The sequence below is a fragment of the Luteimonas chenhongjianii genome, assembly GCF_002327105.1.
Taxonomy (GTDB): domain Bacteria; phylum Pseudomonadota; class Gammaproteobacteria; order Xanthomonadales; family Xanthomonadaceae; genus Luteimonas; species Luteimonas chenhongjianii.
The window spans coordinates 1,340,429-1,361,564 of the sequence record NZ_CP023406.1 but is presented as its reverse complement, the minus strand read 5'-3'; the positions used below and the strand labels follow the sequence as shown (position 1 = coordinate 1,361,564).

Genomic DNA, 21,136 nt, shown 5'->3' with positions numbered 1-21,136 from the left:
CTTCCTCAGACCTTCGCGTTCATGACGTCGATCGACTGGCCGTCGGCCAGCTTGACGTACGCCTTGCGCCAGTCGCCACGGCTGCCCTGGCGCTGACGGAAGGACTTGTTCTTGCCCTTCACGTTCAACACGTTGACAGCCTCGACCGTCACGCCGAACAGCTTCTCGACCGCAGCCTTGATATCGGCCTTGGTCGCGACGGTCGACACTTCGAACGCGTACTGGTTGGACACTTCCTGCAGGCGCGCGGTCTTCTCGGACACGCGCGGCGCACGGATCACTTCATAGAGCTTGGCGTCGTTCATGCCAGCCACTCCTCGATCTTCTTCACCGCATCGGTGGTGATCAGCACGGTATCGGCGCCGACCAGCGCGACCGGATCCAGGCCCTGCACGTCGCGGATCTCGACGTAGGGCAGGTTGCGTGCCGACAGGTACAGGTGCTCGGACGCGTCCTCGGTCACGATCAGCGGACGCTTGCCCAGATCGAATTCCTTGAGCTTGGCGACCATGCCGCTGGTCTTGGTCTCGGTCAGGTCGAACGTCTCGACGACCATCAGACGGCCCTGGCGGTTGAGTTCGGACAGGATCGCCGACATCGCCGCGCGGTACATCTTGCGGTTGACCTTCTGCGCGAAGCTGCGCGGCTTGGCCGCGAACGTCACACCACCGCCGACGAAGATCGGAGCCGTCAGCGCGCCATGACGCGCACCGCCGCCCTTCTGCTTCTTCGACTTCTTGGTCGTGCCGTTGACTTCCGAACGGGTCTTCTGCGCCTTGGTACCGGCGCGACCGGCGTTGCGGTAGGCAACGACCACCTGGTGGACCAGGTCTTCGCTGAAATCGCGGCCGAAGACTTCGTCGGAGACCGACAGCTTCGTGCTGCTGTTGTTGATTGCGAGTTCCATCGTGCTACTCCTTATGCCTTGCTCGACGGACGCACGATCACGTCGCCACCCGGCGCGCCAGGCACGGCGCCCTTGACGGCGATCAGGCCGCGCTCGGCGTCGACCTGCACGATCTGCAGGCGCTGCGTGGTCTGCACGTCGGCACCCATGTGACCGGACATCTTCTTGCCCGGAAACACGCGGCCCGGCGTCTGGCGCTGACCGAGCGAACCCGGCTGGCGGTGCGACAGCGAGTTACCGTGCGTGGCGTCGCCCATCTTGAAGTTCCAGCGCTTGATCGTGCCCTGGAAACCCTTGCCCTTCGTGACGCCCTGGACGTCGACGATCTGGCCTACTTCGAAGATGTCGGCCTTGATCTCGCCACCGACACTGAAGTCGGCGATCTTGTCGTCGGCGACGCGGAGCTCCCACAGGCCACGGCCGGCTTCGACCTTCGCCTTGGCGAGGTGGCCGGTTTCCGGCTTGTTGAGCAGCGATGCACGCTTGACGCCTGCGGTGACCTGCACGGCGCTGTAGCCGTCGGTGTCGACGGTCTTGATCTGGGTGATGCGGTTGGGGGTCGCCTCGATCAGCGTCACCGGCACGGACTTGCCGTCCTCGGTGAACACCCGGCTCATGCCGGCCTTGCGGCCGACGATGCCCAACGAATGAATCTTCGCGGTCATGGGTCGGTCCTTTAGGTCAGCTTGATCTGAACGTCGACGCCAGCTGCGAGCTCAAGCTTCATCAGCGCATCAACGGTCTTGTCGTTCGGGTCGACGATGTCCAGCACGCGCTTGTGCGTGCGGGTCTCGTACTGGTCACGTGCATCCTTGTCGACGTGCGGCGACGTCAGGATGGTGTAACGCTCGATTTTGGTCGGCAGCGGGATCGGGCCGCGCACCTGCGCACCGGTCCGCTTGGCGGTCTCGACGATCTCGCTTGCCGAGCGATCGATCAGGCGGTGATCGAATGCCTTGAGGCGGATCCGGATCTTTTGGTCCGTCATGACGGAAATATCCTTGGTTGAAAGAGCGACGGGCCTGCGGCTGGGTGCGCAGAACCCCATTGATTCGTGGCGATCCGAGGCATTCACCCGCGCCCCGGGGCCTTTCCTTGCAAACACAAAAGGCAGACCGGTTACCCGGTCCGCCCAGACACAGAAATTTGGACGCGGTGATCCGCTCCATCCCTTCGTGCTCCGGAAATCTCCGGAACGGGTGGAGCACAGCCTCGCGACATTTCCGTGTCTGGCGAAGACGAGGGCATCCTGCACCTCATTTCGCGATTTCGCGGGCATCTGATGACAGCATGTCCGCGAGGGTCTTGCATTCTAGCGGGTACACAGGCTTGGACGCAAGCCCCCGCCAAAACCGGACGGACCGGCATAGCCGGCCCGCCTTTCGATCGTCACCCCGCAAAGCAGGGGATCCAGGATTCCGCATGTCGGACCTCGGAATGGCGAAGTCGAAATCGAAATCAATGGATGCCCTGCCCGACCAGCCCTTGGGCCAGTGGCCACGCGCGCGATGCGCGCGTGGCCCGTCAGATCACTTGAGGATCTTGGCGACCACGCCGGCGCCGACGGTACGACCGCCTTCGCGGATCGCGAAGCGCAGGCCTTCGTCCATGGCGACCGGGTTGATCAGCGTGACCACCATCTTCACGTTGTCGCCCGGCATCACCATCTCGGTGCCTTCCGGCAGCTCGACCGCACCGGTGATATCGGTGGTGCGGAAGTAGAACTGCGGACGGTAGCCCTTGAAGAACGGGGTGTGACGGCCGCCTTCGTCCTTCGACAGCACATAGACTTCGGCTTCGAAATCGGTGTGCGGCTTGATCGAACCCGGCTTGGCCAGCACCTGGCCACGCTCGACGTCGTCACGCTTGGTGCCGCGCAGCAGCAGACCGGCGTTGTCGCCTGCCTGACCCTGGTCGAGCAGCTTGCGGAACATTTCGACGCCGGTAACCGTGGTCTTCTGCACCGGACGGATGCCGACGATCTCGATTTCCTCGCCCACCTTGATCACGCCGCGCTCGATGCGGCCGGTCACGACGGTGCCGCGGCCCGAGATCGAGAACACGTCTTCGACCGGCATCAGGAACGCCTTGTCGACGTCGCGCTCCGGCTCCGGGATCCAGGTGTCCAGCGCCTCGACCAGCTTCAGGATCGCCGGCACGCCGATCTCGCTCTGGTCGCCTTCCAGTGCCAGGCGGGCCGAACCGTGGATGATCGGGGTGTCGTCGCCCGGGAAGTCGTACTTGCTCAGCAGCTCGCGCACTTCCATCTCGACCAGCTCGAGCAGCTCGGCGTCGTCGACCATGTCGGCCTTGTTCAGGAACACGACGATGTACGGCACGCCGACCTGGCGCGACAGCAGGATGTGCTCGCGGGTCTGCGGCATCGGGCCGTCAGCCGCCGAACAGACCAGGATCGCGCCGTCCATCTGCGCAGCACCGGTGATCATGTTCTTGACGTAGTCGGCGTGGCCCGGGCAGTCGACGTGCGCGTAGTGGCGCTTCTCGGATTCGTATTCGACGTGCGCGGTCGAGATCGTGATGCCGCGCGCCTTTTCTTCCGGCGCCGCGTCGATCGCGTCATAGGCCTTGAACTCGCCGCCGAAACGCTCGGCGCCGATCTTCGTCAGCGCCGCCGTCAGCGTCGTCTTGCCGTGGTCGACGTGACCGATCGTGCCCACGTTCACGTGGGGCTTGGTGCGCTCGAACTTACCCTTTGCCATGGTGGTTAACCTCTGTTTGATTCGGGACTGGAAACTGGGATCCGGAAATCCGGCGCCGCGATGCGAACGCCGGATTCCAATCCCGATGCATTACTTCTTGGTGACGGTCTCGGCGATGTTGGCCGGGGCTTCCGCGTAGTGGTCGAACTCCATCGAGAACGTCGCACGGCCCTGGGACATCGAGCGCAGCGTCGTCGCGTAGCCGAACATCTCGCCCAGCGGGATCATCGCGTTGATGATCTTGCCCGACGGGCTGTCGTCCTGACCCTGCAGGATGCCGCGACGACGACTGACGTCGCCCATCACGTCACCGAGGTACTCCTCGGGGCTGACGATCTCGACCTTCATCATCGGCTCGAGCAGCGCCGGGCTCGCCTTGACGAAGCCCTGCTTGAACGCCATCGACGCGGCGAGCTTGAACGCCATTTCCGACGAGTCGACGTCGTGGTACGAGCCGAACACCAGCTTGACCTTGACGCCGACGACCGGGAAGCCCGCCAGCGGGCCGCTGGTGATCGTCTCGCGGATGCCCTTCTCGACCGAAGGAATGAATTCCTTCGGGATCACGCCACCGGTGATGTCGTTGATGAAGAGGAAGTCGTCCTTGATGTCGGCTGCGATCTTCGGATCCGCACGGTCGGCATCGGTCAGCGGCGACAGCTCGATCACGACGTGACCGTACTGACCCTTACCACCCGACTGCTTGGCGTGCTTGTAGTCCGACTTCACGTCGCTGCTGCGGATCGTCTCGCGATACGCGACCTGCGGCTTGCCGACGTTGGCTTCGACGTTGAACTCGCGCTTCATGCGGTCGACGATGATGTCCAGGTGCAGCTCGCCCATGCCGGCGATGATGGTCTGGCCGGACTCTTCGTCGGTACGCACGCGGAAGGACGGATCCTCCTGCGCCAGGCGACCGAGGGCGAGGCCCATCTTTTCCTGGTCCGACTTGGTCTTGGGCTCGACCGCCATCGAGATGACGGGCTCGGGGAACACCATGCGCTCGAGAATGATCGGGTTGTCCTGCGAGCACAGCGTGTCGCCGGTGGTGACGTCCTTCAGACCCACCGCGGCGGCGATGTCGCCCGCCAGCACTTCCTTGATCTCTTCACGGTTGTTGGAATGCATCTGCAGCAGACGGCCGATGCGCTCCTTCTTGCCCTTGACCGAGTTGTAGACCTGGTCGCCGGCATTGAGCATGCCCGAGTAGACGCGGAAGAAGGTCAGCGAACCCACGAACGGGTCGGTCATGATCTTGAACGCGAGCGCCGAGAACGGCGCCTTGTCGCTCGACTCGCGGGTCAGCTCCTTGGTCTCGTCATCGACGTCCACGCCCTTGATGGACGGCACATCGACCGGCGAAGGCAGCAGCTGCACCACGCCATCGAGCATCGCCTGGACGCCCTTGTTCTTGAACGCGGTGCCGCAGTACATCGGCACGATCTCGGTCTTGAGCGTGCGCTCGCGCAGGCCGTTGACGATCTCTTCCTCGGAGAGCTCGCCGCCCTCGAGATACTTGTTCATCAGCTCTTCGCTGGCCTCGGCGGCCGACTCGACCATGAACGCACGGGCTTCCTCGGCCTGCGCCTGCAGCTCGGCCGGGATCTCGCGATACTCGAACGTCAGACCCTGCGATGCGGTATCCCAGTGGATCGCCTTCATCTTGAGCAGGTCGACCACGCCCTCGAAACCGTCCTCGGCACCGATCGGCACCTGCATCGGAACCGGAGCCGCGCCCAGGCGCGACTTCAGCTGGTCGCGGACCTTGTTGAAGTTCGCGCCGGTGCGGTCCATCTTGTTGACGAACGCGATGCGGGGCACGTGATACTTGTTCGCCTGGCGCCACACAGTCTCGGACTGCGGCTGCACGCCACCGACCGCACACAGCACGAACACCGCGCCGTCGAGCACGCGCAGGCTGCGCTCCACTTCGATGGTGAAGTCGACGTGACCGGGGGTATCGATGATGTTGAAGCGGTACTCGGGCAACGACTTGTCCATGCCCTTCCAGAACGCGGTGGTGGCTGCGGACTGGATCGTGATGCCACGTTCCTGCTCCTGCTCCATCCAGTCCATGGTGGCAGCGCCGTCGTGCACTTCACCGATCTTGTGGCTCTTGCCGGTGTAGAACAGGATGCGCTCGGAGGTCGTGGTCTTGCCGGCATCGATGTGGGCCATGATGCCGAAATTGCGGTAGCGTTCGATGGGAGTCGTGCGAGCCACGTCGGTTTCTCGTATTGAATGGCGAAGCCCCGACGGAAACACGGAGCCTTCGCGATGGAATCGCTTGAATGGACGAATGCCGCCTTGCGGCGGCCTTCGGATCCTGCGTGCGGCCAGCGACCGCTTGAAGGCACTTGGATGGTGCCGGCGGGCTCCGGAATCAACCGGAGCCCGCAGATCCGCTTACCAGCGGTAGTGCGCGAACGCCTTGTTGGCGTCGGCCATGCGGTGAGTTTCTTCACGCTTCTTGATCGCGCCGCCACGGTTCTCGGACGCGTCGATCAGTTCGGCGGCAAGCTTGCGCGGCATGGTGTTCTCGCCGCGCTTGCGCGCCGACTCGATCAGCCAGCGCATTGCCAGCGCCATGCGGCGCGAGGCGCGCACTTCGACCGGCACCTGATACGTGGCACCGCCGACACGGCGGGACTTCACCTCGACGGCCGGCGAGATGTTGCTCAGCGCCTTCTCGACCAGCTCGAGCGGGTTGCCGTTCTTCTCGCTGATCACATCCATGGCACCGTAGACGATCTTTTCAGCGATCGACTTCTTGCCACTCTTCATGACCATGTTGATGAAGCGCGCGATCGTATCGCTGTTGTGCTTCGGGTCGGGCAGCACCGAACGCTGCGGGGTGTTTCCTTTACGCGACATTGTTTAATCCTCAGCCCTTCGGACGCTTGGCGCCGTACTTCGAGCGCGCCTGGCGGCGCTTCGTGACACCCGCAGCGTCGAGCGAACCGCGCACGGTGTGGTAACGCACGCCCGGGAGGTCCTTGACGCGACCGCCGCGGATCAGCACCACGCTGTGCTCCTGCAGGTTGTGGCCTTCACCACCGATGTACGAGATGACCTCGTAGCCGTTGGTCAGGCGCACCTTGGCGACCTTGCGAAGCGCCGAGTTCGGCTTCTTCGGGGTCGTGGTGTACACGCGGGTGCAGACGCCACGGCGCTGCGGGCAGTTCGCCAATGCAGGCGAAGTGCTCTTGTAGGTTTCTGGGCTGCGCGGCTTCCGCACCAGCTGGTTGATCGTTGCCATCAGGTCTCGGGTCTTTTGTTCGGGCCGGGGCCCGGTGAAAAACGAAGACAGACGGAAAGTTGCCGCCTGTCAGACGAAAAAGTATAGCCCGCGCCGACGGATACCGTCAACGCGGGTCACACCGCCGCCGGCCGCTCCCTTAGGAATGCAGCCCGGCATACAACCTCTCCCGTCCATCCTGGACCGAATACGAGGCGCGTCCTGCGCCTCTTTTCGGAGTCTGGGCGGCCCGCGAGGGGCCGCCGAAGGGGTGCAATCTTAGCGTGCTTCGCCGTCGCTGTCAGCGGCCGGCGTCACCGGTGCATCTTCAAGCATGACCTGCTCCGGCGAGGCCGGAGCAGCCGCGGCCTCGGCTTCGAGCTCGGTCACGGTGCCGCCCGAAAGCGCGTCCATTTCCGACTCCGTCAGGCCGGAGGCGGCGCGACGACGACGGGCGTGGTACGCCAGACCGGTACCGGCCGGAATCAGACGACCGACGATCACGTTCTCCTTGAGACCGCGCAGGCTGTCGCGCGTACCGCGGACGGCCGCCTCGGTGAGCACGCGGGTGGTCTCCTGGAACGAGGCCGCCGAGATGAACGACTCGGTCGCCAGCGAGGCCTTGGTGATGCCCAGCAGGACCGGATCGAACTTCGCCGGCAGCTCGTTGCGCGCAATGAGCTTGACGTTGTCCTCGAGCACGCGCTGGCGCTCGACCTGCTCGCCGTTGAGGAACTTCGAATCGCCGGCGTCGGTGATCTCGACCTTGCGCAGCATCTGGCGAACGATCACCTCGATGTGCTTGTCGTTGATCTTCACGCCCTGCAGGCGATAGACGTCCTGGATTTCCTTCGTCAGGTACGACGCCAGTTCCTCCACGCCCTTCAGGCGCAGGATGTCCTGCGGGCCGGGCTCGCCGTCCACCACGGTCTCGCCCTTCTCCACGTGCTCGCCTTCGAACACGATGATCTGGCGGTACTTGGGGATCAGCTCTTCGTGGTCGACACCGTCAAGGCCCTTGATGATCAGGCGCTGCTTGCCCTTGGTGTCCTTGCCGAAGCTGACGATGCCCGAGATCTCGGCGAGGATCGCCTGATCCTTGGGCTTGCGCGCTTCGAACAGGTCGGCCACGCGCGGCAGACCACCGGTGATGTCGCGGGTCTTGGACGCTTCCTGCGGCACCTTGGTCACCACGTCACCCACGCCGACGGGATCGCCGTCCTGCAGGTTGACGATCGAGCGCGGCGGCAGCAGGTACTGCGCCGGCAGATCGGTGCCCGGGATCGACAGGTCGTTGCCCTTGGCATCGACGATGCGGACGATCGGACGCAGGTCCTTGCCCATCGAACCACGACGCTTGGGATCGGTGATCTCGCGTGACGCCAGGCCGGTCAGTTCGTCGGTCTTCTCGATGACGGTGATGCCGTCGACGAAGTCCACGAAGCGGATGAAGCCCGCCACTTCCGACACGATCGGGTGGTTATGGGGATCCCAGTTCGCAACGGTCTGGCCAGCCTTGATCGCGTCGCCGTCATTGACGGTGATGGTCGCGCCGTAGGGCAGCTTGTAGCGCTCGCGCTCGCGGCCGTGGCCGTCGAGCACCGACAGTTCGCCCGAGCGCGACACCGCGACCAGGTTGCCGCTTTCGTGCTTGACGTGCTTGAGGTTGTTGAACTTGATCGAGCCGGTGGTCTTGACCGTCACGTTGTCGATGGCGGCAGCACGCGACGCTGCGCCACCGATGTGGAACGTACGCATGGTGAGCTGTGTACCGGGCTCACCGATCGACTGCGCCGCGACCACACCCACGGCCTCGCCCTGGTTGACCAGGTGGCCGCGACCGAGGTCACGACCGTAGCAATTCGCGCAGACGCCGAAACCGGCTTCGCAGGTGATCGTCGAGCGGACCTGGATCGACTGCACGCCCGCCTCTTCGAGGCGCTGGACCCACTGCTCGTCGAGCAGCGTGTTGCGGGTGACGATCGGATCCTCGTCGTTGCCGGGCAGGAACACGTCCTCGGCCACGACACGACCCAGCACGCGGTCACGCAGCGGCTCGACGACGTCGCCGCCTTCCACGATCGGCGTCATGGTGAGGCCGTCCATGGTGCCGCAGTCGACCTCGGTGATCACCACGTCCTGCGCCACGTCGACCAGGCGACGGGTCAGGTAACCGGAGTTCGCCGTCTTGAGCGCGGTATCGGCCAGACCCTTACGGGCACCGTGGGTGGAGTTGAAGTACTCCTGCACGTTCAGACCTTCGCGGAAGTTCGCGATGATCGGCGTTTCGATGATCGAGCCGTCCGGCTTGGCCATCAGGCCGCGCATACCGGCCAGCTGACGGATCTGCGCCTGCGAACCACGCGCACCGGAGTCGGCCATGATGTAGAGCGAGTTCATCGACTTCTGATCGATCGTCTCGCCCTTGGCGTTGACGACCTTCTCGGTGCCGATGGTGTCCATCATCGCCTTGGCGATGCGCTCGTTCGTGCGCGACCAGATGTCGACGACCTTGTTGTAGCGCTCGCCCGCGGTGACCAGACCCGACTGGTACTGCTGCTGGATTTCCAGCACCTCGGCCTCGGCCTCGACCAGGATGCCGGCCTTCTCGGTCGGGATGGTCATGTCGTTGATGCCGATCGACACGCCTGCGCGCGTCGCGTTCCCGAAGCCGGTGTACATCAGCTTGTCGGCGAACACCACGGTGTCCTTCAGGCCCAGGCGACGGTAGCAGGCGTTGATCAGGCGCGAGATGTTCTTCTTGTTGAGCTCGGTGTTGGCCAGCTCGAACGGCAGGCCGTCGGGCATGATCTCGAGCAGCAGGGCGCGACCCACGGTCGTGTCGACGATCGAGGTCACCTTCTCGCGCGTGCCGTCCTCGCCGATCACGGTCTGCTGGATGCGGACCTTGATCTTGGCGTGCAGGCCGGCGGCCTTGTTGTCGAACGCGCGGCGCACTTCGGCGATGTTGGCGAAGATCATGCCCTCGCCCGGGATGTTCTCCAGCGCACGGGTCATGTAGTACAGGCCGAGCACGACGTCCTGCGACGGCACGATGATCGGCTCGCCGTTGGCGGGCGAGAGGATGTTGTTCGACGCCATCATCAGCGCACGCGCTTCGAGCTGGGCTTCCAGGCTCAGCGGCACGTGGACCGCCATCTGGTCACCGTCGAAGTCGGCGTTGAAGGCGGTACACACCAGCGGGTGCAGCTGGATGGCCTTGCCTTCGATGAGCACCGGCTCGAACGCCTGGATGCCCAGACGGTGCAGCGTCGGCGCGCGGTTGAGCATGACCGGGTGTTCGCGGATCACCTCTTCGAGGATGTCCCACACCTCGGCCTCTTCGCGCTCGACCAGCTTCTTTGCGGCCTTGATCGTCGTGGCCAGGCCACGGCGCTGCAGCTTGGCGAAGATGAAGGGCTTGAACAGTTCCAGCGCCATCTTCTTCGGCAGGCCGCACTCGTGCAGGCGCAGGGTCGGGCCGACCACGATGACCGAACGGCCCGAGTAGTCGACGCGCTTGCCGAGCAGGTTCTGGCGGAACCGGCCCTGCTTGCCCTTGATCATGTCGGCCAGCGACTTGAGCGGGCGCTTGTTGGTGCCGGTGATGGCACGGCCACGGCGGCCGTTGTCCATCAGGGCATCGACCGACTCCTGCAGCATGCGCTTTTCGTTGCGCACGATGATGTCGGGCGCGTTGAGCTCGAGCAGGCGACGCAGGCGGTTGTTGCGGTTGATGACGCGGCGATATAGATCGTTGAGATCCGAGGTCGCGAAGCGGCCACCGTCCAGGGGCACCAGCGGACGCAGATCCGGCGGCAGCACCGGCAGCACGGTCATGATCATCCACTCGGGGCGGTTGCCCGACTCGATGAAGGCCTCGACCAGCTTGATGCGCTTGGTCAGACGCTTGAGCTTGGTTTCCGAGCCGGTCGCGGCGATCTCTTCCTTGAGCCGGATCATCTCGGCCTGCAGGTCGATCGTGCGCAGCAGGTCATAGACCGCCTCGGCGCCCATCGCGGCGTCGAAGTCGTCGCCGTGCTCCTGGCGCATCTGCATGTACTGCTCTTCGTTGAGCAGCTGGCTGCGCTCGAGCGGGGTCAGGCCCGGCTCGGTCACCACGAACGCTTCGAAGTACAGGATGCGCTCGATGTCGCGCAGGGTCATGTCCAGCATCAGGCCGATGCGCGACGGCAGCGACTTGAGGAACCAGATGTGCGCGACCGGCGAGGCCAGGTCGATGTGACCCATGCGCTCGCGGCGCACCTTGGCCAGCGTGACTTCCGTGCCGCACTTCTCGCAGACCACACCGCGGTGCTTCATGCGCTTGTACTTGCCGCACAGGCACTCGTAGTCCTTGATCGGACCGAAGATGGCGGCGCAGAACAGGCCGTCACGCTCGGGCTTGAACGTGCGGTAGTTGATGGTCTCGGGCTTCTTCACTTCGCCGAACGACCACGAACGGATCAGGTCCGGGCTCGCGAGCGCGATCTTGATCGCGTCGAAATCCGGGATCTGGCGCTGCTGGTTGAAGAGATTGAGCAGGTCTTTCATGTCTTTACTCCGGGAATGGGGAACCTGGGTGGGGATGCGTTACTGCAGCGCGCAGCGCGGTCACGCGCCGCGCGCCTGCTCCCTGCCTCAGTGCTCCTCCAGCTCCATGTTGATCGCGAGCGAACGGATTTCCTTCACCAGCACGTTGAACGATTCGGGCATGCCCGCGACCATCTCGTGCTCGCCGTCGACGATGTTCTTGTACATCTGGTTGCGGCCCTGCACGTCGTCGGACTTCACCGTCAGCATTTCCTGCAGGGTGTAGGCCGCGCCGTAGGCTTCCAGCGCCCAGACTTCCATCTCGCCGAAACGCTGACCACCGAACTGCGCCTTGCCGCCCAGCGGCTGCTGGGTGACGAGCGAGTACGGACCGGTCGAACGCGCGTGCATCTTGTCGTCGACCAGGTGGTTGAGCTTGAGCATGTGCATGTAACCCACGGTCACTTCACGCTCGAACGCCTCGCCGGTACGGCCATCGAACAGCCGGGTCTGGCCGCTGGTGGGCAGATCGGCCAGTTCCAGCATCGCCTTGATCTCCGATTCGGCCGCGCCGTCGAACACCGGAGTCGCCATCGGCACACCGTCGGTCAGGTTGCCGGCGAGCCTCAGCAGTTCCTCGTCGCTGAACTGGGTGAGGTCGACGCGCTCCGCGAACGAGGCCCTGTCGTGGTTGTAGATCTGGTCGAGGAACGTCCGCAGCTCTGCAACCTTGGCCTGCGCATCGAGCATCCGCTGGATCTTCTCGCCCAGCCCCTTGGCCGCGAGGCCCAGGTGGACTTCGAGGATCTGGCCGATGTTCATACGCGAGGGCACGCCCAGCGGGTTGAGCACGATGTCAACGGTGTTGCCGTTGGCCATGTACGGCATGTCCTGCACGGGCACGATGGTCGAGACCACACCCTTGTTGCCGTGACGGCCGGCCATCTTGTCGCCCGGCTGGATGCGGCGCTTCACGGCCAGGTAGACCTTGACCATCTTCAGCACGCCCGGCGCGAGGTCGTCGCCCTGGGTGATCTTGCCGCGCTTGTCGGCGAAGCGCTTCTCGAACTCCTTCTGGTGCGCGTCGATCTGCTTCTGCGCACGCTCGATCGCCTCCGACGCGTCCTCGTCCTTCATGCGGATCTGGAACCAGTCGGACTTCTTCAGGCTGTCGAGCACCAGCGAGCTGACCGTGTCGCCCTTCTTCAGGCCGGGACCGCCATTGGCGACCTTGCCCTGGATCTGCGAACGCAGGCGCGCGTAGATCGCCGACTCGAGGATGCGGAACTGGTCGTCGAAGTCCTTCTTGACGCGCTTGATCTCGGACTCTTCGATCTGCTTGGCGCGCTTGTCCTTCTCGATGCCGTCGCGGGTGAAGACCTGCACGTCGATGACCGTGCCGTCCATGCCCGGCGGCACGCGCAGCGAGCTGTCCTTCACGTCGGACGCCTTCTCGCCGAAGATCGCGCGCAGCAGCTTCTCTTCCGGGGTCAGCTGGCTTTCGCCCTTGGGCGTGACCTTGCCGACCAGGATGTCGCCGGCGCGCACTTCGGCGCCGATGTACACCACGCCGGACTCGTCGAGACGGTTGAGCGCGTTCTCCGACACGTTGGGAATGTCGGCGGAGATTTCCTCCGGCCCGAGCTTCGTGTCGCGGGCGACCGCGGTCAGCTCCTCGATGTGGATCGTCGTGTAACGGTCTTCCTTGACGACGCGCTCCGACAGCAGGATCGAGTCTTCGAAGTTGTAGCCGTTCCACGGCATGAACGCGACGAGCATGTTCTGGCCGAGCGCCAGCTCGCCGATGTCGGTCGAGGGGCCGTCGGCCAGCACGTCGCCGCGCGCGACCACGTCACCCACGTTCACCAGCGGACGCTGGTTGATGCAGGTGTTCTGGTTGGAGCGCGTGTACTTGATCAGGTTGTAGATGTCGACGCCGGCATCGTGCTCGCCGGAAATCTCCTCTTCATGCACCTTGACCACGACGCGGCCGGCATCGATCTGCTCGATCACGCCGCCACGGCGGGCATTCACGGTCACACCGGAGTCACGCGCCACGGCGCGCTCGATGCCGGTACCGACCAGCGGCTTCTGCGCACGCAGCGTCGGCACTGCCTGACGCTGCATGTTGGCGCCCATCAGTGCGCGGTTCGCGTCATCGTGCTCGAGGAACGGAACCAGCGCGGCCGCGACCGACACGGTCTGCATCGGCGAGACGTCCATGTAATGGATCTCCGCCGGCGGCTTGAGCAGGGATTCGCCCTGGAAGCGGCAGTCGACGAACTGCTGCGTCATCGTGCCGTTCTCGTCCTGCACGGCGTTGGCCTGCGCGATGACGTAGTCGTTCTCTTCGATCGCCGAGAGGTATTCGATCTCGTCGGTGACGCGGCTGTCGACGACCTTGCGGTACGGGGTCTCGAGGAAGCCGTAACGGTTGGTACGCGCGAACGTCGCGAGCGAATTGATCAGGCCGATGTTCGGGCCTTCCGGCGTCTCGATCGTGCAGACGCGGCCGTAGTGCGTGGGATGCACGTCGCGCACTTCGAAGCCGGCGCGCTCGCGGGTCAGGCCGCCCGGGCCGAGGGCCGAGACGCGACGCTTGTGCGTGACTTCCGACAGCGGGTTGTTCTGGTCCATGAACTGCGACAGCTGCGAGGAGCCGAAGAATTCCTTGACCGCGGCCGCGACCGGCTTGGCGTTGATCAGCTCCTGCGGGGTCAGGCCATCGGCCTCGGCCATCGTCAGGCGCTCACGCACGGCGCGCTCGACGCGGACCAGGCCCACGCGGAACACGTTCTCGGCCATTTCGCCGACGCTGCGCACGCGGCGGTTGCCGAGGTGATCGATGTCATCGACCACGCCGCGACCGTTGCGGATCTCGGTCAGCACGCGGATCACATCGAGGATGTCGGAACTCTGGCCGAATTCGTTGCGCAGCCGCACCGAATCCTCGTCCTTGCGCTCGGCGAAGTACTTCGCGTCGTACAGCACGGACGCGCCTTCGGTCTCCTTGCGACCCAGGCGACGGTTGAACTTCATCCGGCCGACGCTGGAGACGTCGTAGCGCTCGAAGGTGAAGAACAGGTTGTGGAACAGGTTCTGCGCGGCATCCTTGGTCGGCGGCTCGCCGGGACGCATCATGCGGTAGATCTCCACCAGCGCATCGAGCTGCGTCTTGGTCGAGTCGATGCGCAGGGTGTTCGACAGGTACGGGCCGCGGTCGAGGTCGTTGACCCAGATCGTGCCGATGGTCTCGATGCCGGCCTTGCGCAGCGCCTCGAGCGTCTCGAGCGAGATCTCGTCATTGGCGGTCGCGACCAGCTCGCCGGTCGACGGATCGATCACGTCATGCGAGAGGATCTGGCCGACCATGTAGTCGTCCGGCACCGCAAGCGCGGTGATGCCCGAAGCCTCGAGCTGCTTGACGTGGCGCGCGGTGATGCGCTTGCCCGCCTCGACGATGACCTTCTCGCCGTCGAGCAGGTCGAAGTTCAGCGTTTCGCCGCGCAGACGCTCCGACACCAGCTCCAGCTGCACGCCCTCACCCTCGGGGAGGATGTGGTAGGTGTTGATGTCGAAGAACTCGTTGAGCATTTCTTCGTTGTTGTAGCCGAGCGCGCGCAGCAGCACGCTGACCGGCAGCTTGCGGCGGCGGTCGATACGGGTGAACAACGCGTCCTTCGGGTCGAACTCGAAGTCCAGCCACGAGCCGCGGTAGGGAATGATGCGGGCCGAATACAGCAGCTTGCCCGAGCTGTGGGTCTTGCCGCGGTCGTGGTCGAAGAACACGCCGGGCGAGCGGTGCAGCTGCGAGACGATGACGCGCTCGGTGCCGTTGATGATGAAGGTGCCGTTCTCGGTCATGAGCGGAATCTCGCCCATGTAGACCTCCTGCTCCTTCACGTACTTGATCGCCTTGCTCGACGACTCGCGGTCGTAGATCACCAGGCGCACGGTCACGCGCAGCGGGGCGCCGTAGCTCAGGCCACGGTTGCGGCATTCACGCTCGTCGAAGCCGGGCTCGCCGAGCTTGTAGCCGACGTACTCCAGGGCTGCGTAGCCGTTGTAGCTGACGATCGGGAACACCGACTTCAGCGCAGCGTGCAGGCCACGATCCTCGCGCTTGGCGGGGTCACGGTCGGTCTGCAGGAATTCCCGGTACGAATCGACCTGGATGGCGAGGAGGAAAGGCACTTCGAGAATCTGGCGGCGCTTTCCGAAGTTCTTGCGGATGCGCTTCTTCTCGGTGAACGAGTAGGTCGGCTGGAGCTGGGACGTCGTCATGGGAGTACGCCTCGATGAATCGATGGGATCGCAGTGCGATCCGGGATACAGAAAGCTGTCACTGGGTAGTCGCTGGTATTGCCGGCACCAGCACGCCATCTCCCGCTACTACCCACTGACAACTGCGTCAGTTGTCTGTTCAGGCCGTCCGGCTTTCGGAACGACCAAGGGCCGGGAGCTTTCGCCCCCGGCCCCGGTGCATCGTCAGCATGCGCTGCGATGCCAAGGTGCCGCTTACTTGATTTCGACGGTCGCGCCGGCGGCCTCGAGATCCTTCTTGATCTTCTCGGCTTCTTCCTTCGTGGCGCCTTCCTTGACGTCCTTCGGAGCGCCTTCGACCAGGTCCTTGGCTTCCTTCAGACCCAGGCCGGTGATGGCGCGGACGACCTTGATCGCCTCGACCTTCTTCTCGCCGGCGGCCTTCAGGACGACGGTGAACTCGGTCTGCTCTTCGACAGCGGCAGCCGGGCCCGCGGCAGCGGCGGCGGCGACCGGAGCAGCGGCGGAGACGCCGAACTTCTCTTCGATGGCCTTGACCAGCTCCATCACTTCCATCAGGGACTTCTCGGCGATTGCGTCGACGATCTGCTCGTTGGTAAGGGACATTGTGATTACCTTTGGAAAATTTTCTGGGTTAGGTTTCGTTGAACAGGCAAGCCCGGCTTACGCCGTTTCGGCCTCTGCTTCCGCGGGCGCTTCCTCGCCACCACCCTGCTTGTCGCCGACGGCCTTGACGGCACGGGCGAACATCGCAGCGGGTTCGGAAAGCACGCGGGCGAGCATGGACAGCGCCTGGTCGAGCGTCGGCAGCGATGCCAGCACGTCGACATGGCTGGCCGGGTACAGCTGACCTTCCACGACGACGACCTTGGGCACCAGCTTGCTGTTGTCCTTGGCGAATTCCTTGATCAGGCGACCGGCTGCGCCGGGCTCCTCGGTCGAGAATGCATACAGCAGAGGTCCGACCAGCGAGTCCTTGGAGCACTCGTAGCTGGTACCTTCCACTGCGCGTGCGGCCAGGGTGTTCTTGACAACGCGCAAGTACACACCGGTCTCACGAGCCTTCTTGCGCATCGCGGTCATCTGACTGACCGTGGTGCCCAGATACTCGACAGCAACCAAGGAGTGGGCGTTCGCGGCGACTTCTGCCAGCTCGGCGACAACTTCCTGCTTCTGGGACAGATTGAGAGCCATTAATCACTCCTCATTGTGAACTCCGCTCACGGCTCCTGCCGCTTGCGGTCCTGAGCGGCTTCCATCCTGGAGGCCGGGGATGCGTGAAGCATCCCGGTGGTGGCCTTTCTGTCTGGCTGGACGGATGTCGAACCAGAAAACTTCGAAAAGGCATCACCATCTACGCAGGCCTTTCGGTGCAAGCACCTCGGGATTAAGCGATCTCGATCATCGGTGGCGGCGATTCCCTGCCAGTTCGAGCCTCCCTGCCCGTCGCCACCGCGATGTCGACCGCGCCTGCGGTCTTTGACGGCGCCGCGCCGGACTTCGAGTCCGTCACGTAGCCCCCAAAAACGCATCGTCCGTTGCCGGGCGATGCGTCTGAAACGTTGCGATCAGCGCGCGATGGTCAGCGACGACTGGTCGACGGTCACGCCGGGACCCATGGTCGAGCTCAGCGAGATCTTCTGCAGATACTGGCCCTTGGCGGTGGCCGGCTTGGCCTTCACCAGGTCGGCGAGCAGCGCCTGCAGGTTTTCCTTCAGCTTCTCCGCATCGAAGTCGGCCTTGCCGATCGTGCAGTGGATGATGCCGGCCTTGTCGGTGCGATAGCGGACCTGGCCGCCCTTCGCGTTCTTCACCGCCTCGCCCGGGTTCGGGGAGACCGTGCCGACCTTCGGGTTGGGCATCAGGCCACGCGGGCCCAGCACCGTGCCGAGCTTGCCGACGACGCGCATCGCGTCCGGCGTCGCGATGACGACGTCGTAGTTGATGTCACCGGCCTGCATCTTCTCGGCCAGATCGTCCATGCCGACGATGTCGGCGCCAGCGGCCAGGGCCTCGTCAGCCTTGGCACCGGCCGGCGCGAACACCGCGACGCGGACGCTCTTGCCCGTGCCCTGCGGCAGCACGGTCGAACCGCGCACCTGCTGGTCGGACTTGCGCGCATCGACGCCGAGGCGGACAGCGACGTCCACGGCTTCGGCGAACTTCGCGCTGCTGTTGTCCTTGACGATCTTCAGGGCATCATCGATGCCGTAGCTCTTGCCCGGCTGCACGGCGGCCTGCTGGGTCTTCTGTCGCTTGGTCAGCTTTGCCATGGTCTCAGCCCTCCACCGTCAGGCCCATCGAACGGGCCGAGCCCGTGATGGTGCGCACTGCCGCTTCCAGCTCGGCTGCCGTCAGGTCGGCTTCCTTCGCCTTGGCGATTTCTTCGATCTGTGCCCGCGTCACCTTGCCCACCTTCTCGGTGTTGGGACGCTTGGAGCCCGAGGTCACGCCCGCGGCCTTCTTCAGCAGCACCGCAGCCGGCGTGCTCTTGGTGATGAAGGTGAACGTACGGTCCGAGTAGGCCGTGATGATGACCGGGGTCGGCAGACCCGGCTCGAGCTTGGAGGTCGCCGCGTTGAACGCCTTGCAGAACTCCATGATGTTCAGGCCACGCTGACCCAGCGCGGGACCGACCGGCGGCGAGGGGTTGGCCTGACCGGCCTTGACCTGCAGCTTGATGTAACCGACGACTTTCTTCGCCATTGTCTTCTTCTCTCCGGGTGCAAGCGCCTGGGCTCAGGCTCCCCATCGTTCCGGGAAAATCACGTGTCCCGGATTCACGTTGTCCATCCGCGCGAAAGGCCGCCCGAACGGCGGCCTGTGCGGATGCCCGGCTCGACCGGACAGTGAGCCGCGCACTATAGCAGGGATCCGCGCGCCCGTCACAGACGGGTCGCGCAGGGTTCAGGCCTTCTCGACCTGCCCGAACTCCAGCTCGACCGGGGTCGAGCGGCCGAAGATCAGCACTGCGACGCGCAGGCGGCTCTTCTCGTAATTGACTTCCTCGACCACGCCGTTGAAGTCGTTGAAGGGACCGTCGATGACGCGGACCATCTGACCCGCCTCGAACAGCACCTTCGGGCGCGGCTTCTCGACGCCTTCCTGCACCCGGTCCAGGATCACCGCGGCTTCTTCGTCGCGGATCGGCAGCGGCCGGTCAGCGGTGCCGCCGATGAAACCCATCACCTTCGGCGTTTCCTTCACCAGGTGCCAGCTTTCGTTGTCCATGCGCGGGATACCGCCGTCGTCCGTGGTCAGGATCTGCACCAGGACATAACCGGGGAAGAACTTGCGCTCGGAGCGGCGCTTCTGGCCGGCGCGCATCTCGACCACTTCTTCGGTCGGCACCAGGACGTCGCCGAACTTGTCCTGCATGTCCATGCGCACGATGCGGTCACGCAGCGCCTGGGCCACCGACTTCTCGAAGCCGGAATAGGCATGCACGACGTACCAGCGCTTGACGCCTTCGGTTTCCATTACGTTTGTTACTCCGTCACTGCCTCAGCACGAGGCGGATCAGCCACTGGATGATCTGGTCGAAACCAGCCAGCAGCAGGCTGATGATCGCCACGGCGATGATCACGATCCAGGTCAGCCGCATGGCTTCCTGGCGTGTCGGCCAGACGACCTTGCGCATCTCGAATCGGGTTTCCGAGAAGAAATCCCGGGTCTTGTGTCCCTTGCCCGTGGTCAGGAAGACCGCGGTGGCGCCGACGACGCACAGGGCCACGATGATGCTGCGCACTGGCGTGGCCAGCGTCGCCTGGAACCAGTAGAAGGCAAAGACGCCCACGACGACCAGCAGGACAGCTGCGGCGTACTTGGCGAGATCCGTCGAGGATGCGCCCTTCGATTGTTCCACTCTGGTGTTCAAGTCGCGGCGACTCATCGGTATTCGACTGCTCGGTTGACGGGCCAGACCATGCAGCGCCCGGACCCGCGCGGACGATTCCGCGAATGGCACGCCAGGAGGGACTCGAACCCCCAACCTGCGGTTTTGGAGACCGCTGCTCTGCCAATTGAGCTACTGGCGTACGGCTTGAAACGACTGCCGTCTTCGGAATTTCCTAGACGGCGAAGGCGGACCGGGTTGCCGGCCCGCCTCTTTGCGGCTTCCCGTTTGAGTGAGATCGTCAGGGGGCCGCCGGACCCCGCGCAACCAGCCTTGCGGCCGTAAAACTGTCGCGCGGGGATGACATCATGGCAGAGAGCGCGCCTGCGCGCGCCCCCTGCCGTCAGATCACTTGAGGATCTTGGCGACCACGCCCGCGCCGACGGTACGACCGCCTTCGCGGATCGCGAAGCGCAGGCCTTCGTCCATGGCGACCGGGTTGATCAGCGTGACCACCATCTTCACGTTGTCGCCCGGCATCACCATCTCGGTGCCTTCCGGCAGCTCGACCGCACCGGTGATGTCGGTGGTGCGGAAGTAGAACTGCGGACGGTAGCCCTTGAAGAACGGGGTGTGACGGCCGCCTTCGTCCTTCGACAGCACATAGACTTCGGCTTCGAAATCGGTGTGCGGCTTGATCGAACCCGGCTTGGCCAGCACCTGGCCACGCTCGACGTCGTCACGCTTGGTGCCGCGCAGCAGCAGACCGGCGTTGTCGCCTGCCTGACCCTGGTCGAGCAGCTTGCGGAACATTTCGACGCCGGTAACCGTGGTCTTCTGCACCGGACGGATGCCGACGATCTCGATTTCCTCGCCCACCTTGATCACGCCGCGCTCGATACGACCGGTCACGACGGTGCCGCGGCCCGAGATCGAGAACACGTCTTCGACCGGCATCAGGAACGCCTTGTCGACGTCGCGCTCCGGCTCCGGGATCCAGGTGTCCAGCGCCTCGACCAGCTTCAGGATCGCCGGCACGCCGATCTCGCTCTGGTCGCCTTCCAGCGCCAGGCGGGCCGAACCGTGGATGATCGGGGTGTCGTCGCCCGGGAAGTCGTACTTGCTCAGCAGCTCGCGCACTTCCATCTCGACCAGCTCGAGCAGCTCGGCGTCGTCGACCATGTCGGCCTTGTTCAGGAACACGACGATGTACGGCACGCCGACCTGGCGCGACAGCAGGATGTGTTCGCGGGTCTGCGGCATCGGGCCGTCAGCCGCCGAACAGACCAGGATCGCGCCGTCCATCTGCGCAGCACCGGTGATCATGTTCTTGACGTAGTCGGCGTGGCCCGGGCAGTCGACGTGCGCGTAGTGGCGCTTCTCGGATTCGTATTCGACGTGCGCGGTCGAGATCGTGATGCCGCGCGCCTTTTCTTCCGGCGCTGCGTCGATCGCGTCATAGGCCTTGAACTCGCCGCCGAAACGCTCGGCGCCGATCTTCGTCAGCGCCGCCGTCAGCGTCGTCTTGCCGTGGTCGACGTGACCGATCGTGCCCACGTTCACGTGGGGCTTGGTGCGCTCGAACTTACCCTTTGCCATGGCTGCCTGTCTCGAAATCT

Annotated in this window: 17 protein-coding genes and 1 tRNA gene; all 18 read right to left on the bottom strand. The window is 64.4% G+C overall.

From position 1 onward, the window contains the following. Positions 1 to 5 precede the first annotated feature (5 nt). The 18 genes from rplW to tuf (CNR27_RS06120) all read right to left on the bottom strand — a co-directional run bounded on the left by rplW (position 6) and on the right by tuf (CNR27_RS06120) (position 21,116). Positions 6 to 305 (bottom strand): 50S ribosomal protein L23, encoded by a 300-nt coding sequence (rplW, locus tag CNR27_RS06205; protein ID WP_096297410.1) that lies wholly within the window; start codon positions 303 to 305, stop codon positions 6 to 8. Beyond that, the gene (rplD, locus tag CNR27_RS06200) at positions 302 to 907 is read right to left on the bottom strand and encodes a 50S ribosomal protein L4 (protein WP_096297409.1); all 606 of its coding nucleotides are present in this window, start codon (positions 905 to 907) and stop codon (positions 302 to 304) included. Before rplD ends, rplW begins: the two co-directional genes overlap by 4 nt. An 11-nt stretch (positions 908 to 918) precedes the next feature. Continuing rightward, positions 919 to 1,572, bottom strand: coding sequence for a 50S ribosomal protein L3 (gene rplC / locus CNR27_RS06195; protein WP_096297408.1), 654 nt, complete (start codon positions 1,570 to 1,572; stop codon positions 919 to 921). A gap of 11 nt (positions 1,573 to 1,583) precedes the next feature. Continuing rightward, the gene (gene rpsJ, locus CNR27_RS06190) at positions 1,584 to 1,895 is read right to left on the bottom strand and encodes a 30S ribosomal protein S10 (RefSeq protein ID WP_047137645.1); all 312 of its coding nucleotides are present in this window, start codon (positions 1,893 to 1,895) and stop codon (positions 1,584 to 1,586) included. Positions 1,896 to 2,436: 541 nt separating this feature from the next. Beyond that, on the bottom strand, positions 2,437 to 3,627 hold the full coding sequence (gene tuf, locus CNR27_RS06185; RefSeq protein ID WP_096297397.1) for an elongation factor Tu: 1,191 nt from the start codon (positions 3,625 to 3,627) through the stop codon (positions 2,437 to 2,439). Positions 3,628 to 3,717: 90 nt separating this feature from the next. Beyond that, the gene (fusA, locus tag CNR27_RS06180; protein ID WP_096297407.1) at positions 3,718 to 5,850 is read right to left on the bottom strand and encodes an elongation factor G; all 2,133 of its coding nucleotides are present in this window, start codon (positions 5,848 to 5,850) and stop codon (positions 3,718 to 3,720) included. A gap of 183 nt (positions 5,851 to 6,033) precedes the next feature. Then, complete coding sequence (rpsG, locus tag CNR27_RS06175; protein ID WP_096297406.1) at positions 6,034 to 6,501, bottom strand: 30S ribosomal protein S7; 468 nt, start codon at positions 6,499 to 6,501, stop codon at positions 6,034 to 6,036. Between the two features lie 10 nt (positions 6,502 to 6,511). Further along, positions 6,512 to 6,886, bottom strand: coding sequence for a 30S ribosomal protein S12 (gene rpsL, locus CNR27_RS06170; RefSeq protein ID WP_096297405.1), 375 nt, complete (start codon positions 6,884 to 6,886; stop codon positions 6,512 to 6,514). A 258-nt stretch (positions 6,887 to 7,144) separates the two neighbouring features. Then, positions 7,145 to 11,419 (bottom strand): DNA-directed RNA polymerase subunit beta', encoded by a 4,275-nt coding sequence (gene rpoC, locus CNR27_RS06165; RefSeq protein ID WP_096297404.1) that lies wholly within the window; start codon positions 11,417 to 11,419, stop codon positions 7,145 to 7,147. An 87-nt stretch (positions 11,420 to 11,506) separates the two neighbouring features. Beyond that, positions 11,507 to 15,682, bottom strand: a complete 4,176-nt coding sequence (rpoB, locus tag CNR27_RS06160) for a DNA-directed RNA polymerase subunit beta (protein WP_096297403.1) — start codon at positions 15,680 to 15,682, stop codon at positions 11,507 to 11,509. A gap of 234 nt (positions 15,683 to 15,916) precedes the next feature. Then, complete coding sequence (rplL, locus tag CNR27_RS06155) at positions 15,917 to 16,288, bottom strand: 50S ribosomal protein L7/L12 (RefSeq protein WP_096297402.1); 372 nt, start codon at positions 16,286 to 16,288, stop codon at positions 15,917 to 15,919. 57 nt (positions 16,289 to 16,345) lie between these two features. Continuing rightward, the gene (gene rplJ / locus CNR27_RS06150) at positions 16,346 to 16,876 is read right to left on the bottom strand and encodes a 50S ribosomal protein L10 (protein WP_096297401.1); all 531 of its coding nucleotides are present in this window, start codon (positions 16,874 to 16,876) and stop codon (positions 16,346 to 16,348) included. Between the two features lie 374 nt (positions 16,877 to 17,250). Continuing rightward, complete coding sequence (rplA, locus tag CNR27_RS06145) at positions 17,251 to 17,955, bottom strand: 50S ribosomal protein L1 (protein WP_096297400.1); 705 nt, start codon at positions 17,953 to 17,955, stop codon at positions 17,251 to 17,253. A gap of 4 nt (positions 17,956 to 17,959) precedes the next feature. Continuing rightward, positions 17,960 to 18,388: a 50S ribosomal protein L11 gene (rplK, locus tag CNR27_RS06140; RefSeq protein ID WP_096297399.1), complete on the bottom strand. Its 429-nt coding sequence runs from the start codon at positions 18,386 to 18,388 to the stop codon at positions 17,960 to 17,962. Positions 18,389 to 18,589: 201 nt separating this feature from the next. After that, positions 18,590 to 19,162 carry a transcription termination/antitermination protein NusG gene (gene nusG / locus CNR27_RS06135; protein ID WP_096297398.1) on the bottom strand — a complete coding sequence of 191 codons (573 nt, stop codon included), beginning with the start codon at positions 19,160 to 19,162 and terminating at the stop codon, positions 18,590 to 18,592. 16 nt (positions 19,163 to 19,178) lie between these two features. Beyond that, on the bottom strand, positions 19,179 to 19,559 hold the full coding sequence (secE, locus tag CNR27_RS06130) for a preprotein translocase subunit SecE (protein ID WP_096300365.1): 381 nt from the start codon (positions 19,557 to 19,559) through the stop codon (positions 19,179 to 19,181). 84 nt (positions 19,560 to 19,643) lie between these two features. After that, a tRNA-Trp gene (locus CNR27_RS06125) sits at positions 19,644 to 19,719 on the bottom strand. A 206-nt stretch (positions 19,720 to 19,925) separates the two neighbouring features. Then, positions 19,926 to 21,116, bottom strand: a complete 1,191-nt coding sequence (gene tuf / locus CNR27_RS06120) for an elongation factor Tu (RefSeq protein WP_096297397.1) — start codon at positions 21,114 to 21,116, stop codon at positions 19,926 to 19,928. Positions 21,117 to 21,136: the final 20 nt, after the last annotated feature.